This window comes from Dinoroseobacter sp. S375 (genome assembly GCF_049800775.1).
Classification (GTDB): domain Bacteria; phylum Pseudomonadota; class Alphaproteobacteria; order Rhodobacterales; family Rhodobacteraceae; genus Dinoroseobacter.
Genome location: NZ_JBNAFR010000001.1, coordinates 1,014,744 through 1,021,034 on the forward strand (window position 1 = coordinate 1,014,744; position 6,291 = coordinate 1,021,034).

Genomic DNA, 6,291 nt, shown 5'->3' on the forward strand with positions numbered 1-6,291 from the left:
GTCTTGGCATCGAGGTCCCGAGCCCATCCGAGTGCCCCCCCTGTGCCGAGGCCCGGATCCAAAGCGTGGCGAAACACGCTAGTTCAAGGGGCGCTGCCCTTTCTTATGCTGACTGCCGAAGATCTCGCAGATACGAAACAGGTTTATCGGCAGCAGGACAGCGTGCAGAACAAAAATCGGCCCAAGACCCGCCAATTGGGCATATACGAGAAACGCCACATTACTGCCCAAGGCGAACACCCGCAGCCATAGCATCGATCGCATGATGAAAGTCGCGACAACCAGGGAGGCCGCAAGATAGCCCACCAAGTCGCTTTGTTGTTCGAACCAGCCGAACTCAACCATCGCCACTCAACCATCGCCGCTCCCCTCAAGACGTCCGCAGGACGACCAAGACATCCAGCGTCACCGCTCGAGTGCGTTGTTCAACGATGATTGTTGCAGAAATGTTTGCGTCCTCGTTTGCAATTTGTCCCGCGCGTCTCGCGACTTTCGCTGAACCCGCACTCACCAACGACATACGTTGTCAGAGTACTGTCGAGCCTGAGACCGAGGCGCCAGCGAGGACAGATCGCAACGCCTCACTTGCCACGGTCTCGCCATTCGAGGTCGCGTTGGGCAGGGCGCGTCGATGCTTCATCCGCGAACCCTCCGCCAGACCGAAAGAGGTGAAGCCGGCGCTCAGCCGGGCTTGATCCCCCTTTCGGGGAAAGACCTGCTAGCGACCGAAGCGCGCGGTGATCGACGCCCGGTCCAGGGCAGTATTGTTGGCAAAGTAGCCAACCAAAGCGCCCGAGGCTGTTTCATCAATGGGAAGAGTGCCTTGCGGCATCGCAAACACGGTGAAGATGTATCGGTGCGGCGCCGCGCCTTCGGGTGGGCACGCCCCACCGAAAGCATTCACCGAGTAGTCATTGCGCGCATTGAACGCGTCGCCGGGCAGATCAAAGTCAATTGCACCTGCGCCCTCGGGCAGCTCGGAAACATCCGCCGGCAAGTTCACCAATGCCCAATGCCACCAGCCCGAGCCTGTGGGCGCATCAGGGTCATAGGCGGTGATGACAAAACTCTTGGTGCCTTCCGGCGCACCCGACCACTTGAGAGAGGGTGACAGGTTGCCACCGTCGCAGCCGAAGCCGGAGAAGACTTGCGCCTGATCCATGGTCTGCCCTTCGACAATGTCGTCGGAGCTGAGCAGCATGTCCGCAGACGCGGCACCCAGCGTCATTGGGGCAATGATAGCGGTGGCAATTGCTGAAAGGGTCACTTTCCTCATAAGATTTTTCATTGGGTCGCTCCTGCATTGTGGCTGTGCCGACCCTACGAGGTCACAACCGAGCGCTCGCCTCCTATCCGATCAAATCCTGCCCCGATCTGATCAAAGCGCCACTTCGAATAGCGGAAGGCGTCACGTCGAAGCGATCCCGAAACCGTGCCGCGAACTTTGACGGCGACGCATAGCCGACCTCCAACGCGGTACGGTTGATCGACAGGTCGGTCGATTGAAGCAGAGCCAGCGCTTGCGTCATGCGGACATCTGAAAGCAGCGCGCTGAAACTCGTTCCATTGCTTGCCATATGTCGTCGCAACGACGCCTCAGACAAGCCCAACCGCGCAGCCACATCGTCGGCCTTCCAAGGCGTATCAAGTGACGTATTGATGAGCGCACGCGCGCGATCCACCACCGTCTCCTTGCGGGAAGGAGGCAGGTAGATGCCGAGCTCAGCGAGCCATAGAAGAACCTCCTGCACATAATGCGCGCGCAGGTGCTCTGGCACGAGCGGATCAGTGCAGGAGATCAGGGCACGCTCAAATGCACCAACAACGCGACTGTCGTTGGTCGCCGACAAATGGCAATCCGCTTTGGTCTGGACAACGACATGACTGGGGATCACGATCGTCGCCGCACAATAGCCCCTCTCCGCGCCAAGCCTGTTACAAATCTCCAAAGGAATGCGGTCCGGAAGCAACAAGACAGACCCGGCCTGCGCAGTATAGCTGCCCGTCTTGGTTGCAACCTGCTTCTGGCCACCACGCACAAGAACAGCAACTGGCGCGGATGCAACGAGGTTTCGGAATACAGCTTCCGAGCGCTGGTGGATACGTGCCGCGACTGTTGTGTCCATCGGGTCATACCTCAGTGGAAGTGAACAATGTGATTCTGCCTCACAAAACAAGAGCGCTTGTTTCCGAGCACTAAGGCAAACAAGACCACGGTGGAACTCTTCTGGACCGCTTGGTTATGGATCAAGACCAATGATGCTGACCCGCGCCCTGCCTCCGACCGTTCATGTGTAAAGTCCGCTGCAGTTTCAGTGTTCCACACATCTTAACGTGCATCCACTGCTTCGAATGCGCGAGCGCAAGAGCTCCCTATGGGGCGTTAAGGTTTTGAGATATATTGTGTTTTTGGTTGCGGGAGTAGGATTTGAACCTACGACCTTCAGGTTATGAGCCTGACGAGCTACCGGGCTGCTCCATCCCGCGCCAGTTGCGTTGGCATTTTCTGCCTGGCGCTTTTTGTTGAGATCGTATTGAGAGTTATGGGCTTTTTTCTAGGTTTGGCGGTGACCTACTCTCCCACGCCTTAAGACGCAGTACCATCGGCGCTACGGTGCTTAACGACCGAGTTCGGGATGGGATCGGGTGTTTCACTCGCGCTATGACCACCAAACCAAGGAAAAAGCCTTTGCAGAGCAAAGGCTTTTAGTTGGAGGCAGCGTTTCGACAAAGTCGACAACGCGTTCCAACACCGTTGATCTGCTGGGCGTACCACATTGAACACTGTCAGGTGTGGCGCGCTTTTTCACATCGGCGTCCAAGCCAAATACGTCTGTTGTGTATGCTTTGATTATCCGCAGGGGCATTTGCCGTCTACTGGATCAAATCAAGCCTATCGGACCATTAGTACCAGTCAGCTGAGCACATTGCTGCGCTTACACCTCTGGCCTATCGACGTGGTGGTCTACCACGGTCCTCAGGGATACCTTGTTTTGAGGGGGGCTTCCCGCTTAGATGCCTTCAGCGGTTATCCTGTCCGATCATAGCTACCCAGCACTGCCGTTGGCACGACAACTGGTCCACCAGTGGATCGTTCACCCCGGTCCTCTCGTACTAGGGGCAACTCCTCTCAAGTATCCTACACCCACGGCAGATAGGGACCGAACTGTCTCACGACGTTCTAAACCCAGCTCACGTACCTCTTTAAACGGCGAACAGCCGTACCCTTGGGACCTGCTCCAGCCCCAGGATGAGATGAGCCGACATCGAGGTGCCAAACGGTGCCGTCGATATGGACTCTTGGGCACCATCAGCCTGTTATCCCCGGCGTACCTTTTATCCGTTGAGCGATGGCCCTTCCACTCGGGACCACCGGATCACTATGGCCGTCTTTCGACTCTGCTCGACTTGTCAGTCTCGCAGTCAGGCTGGCTTCTGCCATTGCACTCAACGAGCGATTTCCGACCGCTCTGAGCCAACCTTCGCGCGCCTCCGTTACGCTTTAGGAGGCGACCGCCCCAGTCAAACTACCCGCCACACAGGGTCCCGGATCCGGATAACGGACCGCGGTTAGACATCAAGCAATGCAAGGGTGGTATCTCAAGGAAGGCTCCACAAGAACTGGCGTTCCTGCTTCGAAGCCTACCACCTATCCTGCACATGCATGGCCTGATGCCAGTGTGAAGCTGTAGTAAAGGTGCACGGGGTCTTTCCGTCTAACCGCGGGAAGCCTGCATCTTGACAGGCAATTCAATTTCGCTGAGTCGATGTTGGAGACAGCGGGGAAGTCGTTACGCCATTCGTGCAGGTCGGAACTTACCCGACAAGGAATTTCGCTACCTTAGGACCGTTATAGTTACGGCCGCCGTTTACTGGGGCTTCAATTCGGAGCTTGCACTCCTCCTTTTAACCTTCCAGCACCGGGCAGGCGTCAGACCCTATACGTCGTCTTGCGACTTCGCAGAGCCCTGTGTTTTTAGTAAACAGTCGCCACCCCCTGGTTTGTGCCCCCCGCCTATAGTTGCCTACAAACGGGGCCTCCTTCTCGCGAACTTACGGAGGTATTTTGCCGAGTTCCTTCAACATCGTTCTCTCAAGCGCCTTGGTATTCTCTACCAGTCCACCTGTGTCGGTTTAGGGTACGATCTCATGGAGGGCTATTTCCAGGAACCGATCAGCGGCCCGCCCAATCCGATAAGGGCGAACAACAGTCTCGATCCGTCACATCCTCCTGGCTCCGGAATATTAACCGGATTCCCATCGACTACGCCTTTCGGCCTCGCCTTAGGGGTCGGCTTACCCTGCTCAGATTAACTTTAAGCAGGAACCCTTGGACTTTCGGCGACAGGGTCTCTCACCCTGTTTGTCGCTACTCATGTCATCATTCTCACTGGTGATCACTCCACCGGATCGCTCACGCGCCGGCTTCACAGTCAAACCCGATCCTCCATAACACCCGAAGGCGCTGTAGAGGACTGGGTTATTTCACACCACGCTCTGCTACCATGCACTATGTGCATCCTAAGCTTCGGCTCATGGCTTGAGCCCCGTTACATCTTCGCCGCAGGACAACTTAATTAGACCAGTGAGCTGTTACGCTATCTTTAAAGGATGGCTGCTTCTAAGCCAACCTCCTGGTTGTTTTGGTCGTCCCACCTGCTTTCCCACTTAGCCATGAATTAGGGGCCTTAGCTGTAGGTCAGGGTTGTTTCCCTCTCCACTACGGACGTTAGCATCCGCAGTGTGTCTGCCATCTAGTACTCCCGGGTATTCGGAGTTTGGTTAGGATCAGTAAGCCTGTGGGGCCCCATTACCCATCCAGTGCTCTACCCCCCGGGGTATTCGGATGACGCTCTACCTAAATAGATTTCGCAGAGAACCAGCTATCTCCGAGTTTGATTGGCCTTTCACCCCTAGGCACAATTCATCCCGACCTTTTTCAACAGGTGTGGGTTCGGACCTCCAGTTAGTGTTACCTAACCTTCATCCTGATCATGCCTAGATCACTCGGTTTCGGGTCTGATCCCACGAACTCATGCGCCCTATTAAGACTCGCTTTCGCTGCGCCTACACCTAACGGCTTAAGCTTGCTCGTGAGACCAAGTCGATGACCCATTATACAAAAGGTACGCCGTCAGCACTGATGTGCCTCCGACTGCTTGTAGGCGTCCGGTTTCAGAAACTGTTTCACTCCCCTCGTCGGGGTGCTTTTCACCTTTCCCTCACGGTACTGGTTCACTATCGGTCAGTAAGGAGTACTTAGCCTTCGAGGGTGGTCCCCCGATGTTCAGACAGGATTTCACGTGTCCCGCCCTACTTAATACGTCCAATTGAGCTTCCAATACGGGGCTGTCACCCTCTATGGCCTGTCTTTCCAGACAGTTCTTGTCACTCGCATGGCTCGGCTGGTCCCCGTTCGCTCGCCGCTACTAGGGGAGTATCTGTTGATGTCCTTTCCTCCGGGTACTTAGATGTTTCAGTTCCCCGGGTTTGCTCTTTAAGACCTATGTATTCAGTCAAAAAGTACCTGGTTCAGTCCATTATTAGCTGCACCGAAGTGCAATAATAACAAACTGTCAGGTGGGTTGCCCCATTCGGAAATTCATGGATCAAAGCCTATTCTCGGCTCCCCATGACTTATCGCAGAGTATCACGTCCTTCATCGCCTCTTACTGCCAAGGCATTCACCAAACGCCCTTTTCGCGCTTGATTTGATCCAGAAGACGACAAACGCCGCTTCTGAACCAAAGCATACTATTTCCCGCTCATGGACCCGTGCGGATCCATGAACTTGGTCCAATTCCGTAGAATTGAACCGGGTTAGTGTACTTGACTTGGACAAAATTGCTTTGTGAATGAGATCCCGAAGGATCAAATCCACCGATCGTCCCTCACAAGGGAGATCAGCAATTCTGATGTTTAAACTCTCTATACGATGTCAGATGCGTTTCCGAAGGAAACGCGGCTGGTGCGAGGCAGCGTATTGCCAAAGGCAATGCGCGGTCGCACACCGTTGTCTGTGTAGAACAGACATCGCAAATGTCTCTCGAGACATCTGGGAAGTGTGTTCTGGTCTGGGGTGTGGTTTCGCCCTCTCATCGCTTCTGCGAAGCGACTGCCGGGCATCGCCTTTTGCGAACAAAAGGCTTGGTGGAGCCTAGCGGGATCGAACCGCTGACCTCCTGAATGCAAATCAGGCGCTCTCCCAGCTGAGCTAAGGCCCCATCAGTGTTCTTGCATCGCAAAAACATTGGTGGGTCGAGGAGGACTTGAACCTCCGACCTCACGCTT

The 6,291-nt window shown here is 55.3% G+C and carries 3 protein-coding genes, 3 tRNA genes and 2 rRNA genes (1 of these 8 cut by a window edge); all 8 read right to left on the bottom strand.

The genetic code is table 11. The features are described from left to right. Positions 1-78 precede the first annotated feature (78 nt). Positions 79-345, bottom strand: coding sequence for a hypothetical protein (locus ACP150_RS04835; protein ID WP_424965405.1), 267 nt, complete (start codon positions 343-345; stop codon positions 79-81). Between the two features lie 373 nt (positions 346-718). Beyond that, a complete protein-coding gene (locus ACP150_RS04840) occupies positions 719-1,288 on the bottom strand; it encodes a YbhB/YbcL family Raf kinase inhibitor-like protein (protein WP_424965406.1) in 570 nt (189 codons plus the stop codon). A 61-nt stretch (positions 1,289-1,349) separates the two neighbouring features. After that, positions 1,350-2,126: a helix-turn-helix transcriptional regulator gene (locus ACP150_RS04845; protein ID WP_424965407.1), complete on the bottom strand. Its 777-nt coding sequence runs from the start codon at positions 2,124-2,126 to the stop codon at positions 1,350-1,352. A 284-nt stretch (positions 2,127-2,410) separates the two neighbouring features. After that, positions 2,411-2,487 (bottom strand) — tRNA-Met (locus tag ACP150_RS04850). A gap of 72 nt (positions 2,488-2,559) precedes the next feature. Further along, positions 2,560-2,674: ribosomal RNA gene (rrf, locus tag ACP150_RS04855) — 5S ribosomal RNA — on the bottom strand. Between the two features lie 209 nt (positions 2,675-2,883). Then, positions 2,884-5,712 (bottom strand): 23S ribosomal RNA (locus ACP150_RS04860). Between the two features lie 436 nt (positions 5,713-6,148). Next, a tRNA-Ala gene (locus tag ACP150_RS04865) sits at positions 6,149-6,224 on the bottom strand. A 27-nt stretch (positions 6,225-6,251) separates the two neighbouring features. Then, positions 6,252-6,291, bottom strand: a tRNA-Ile gene (locus ACP150_RS04870); it runs 37 nt beyond the window's last position.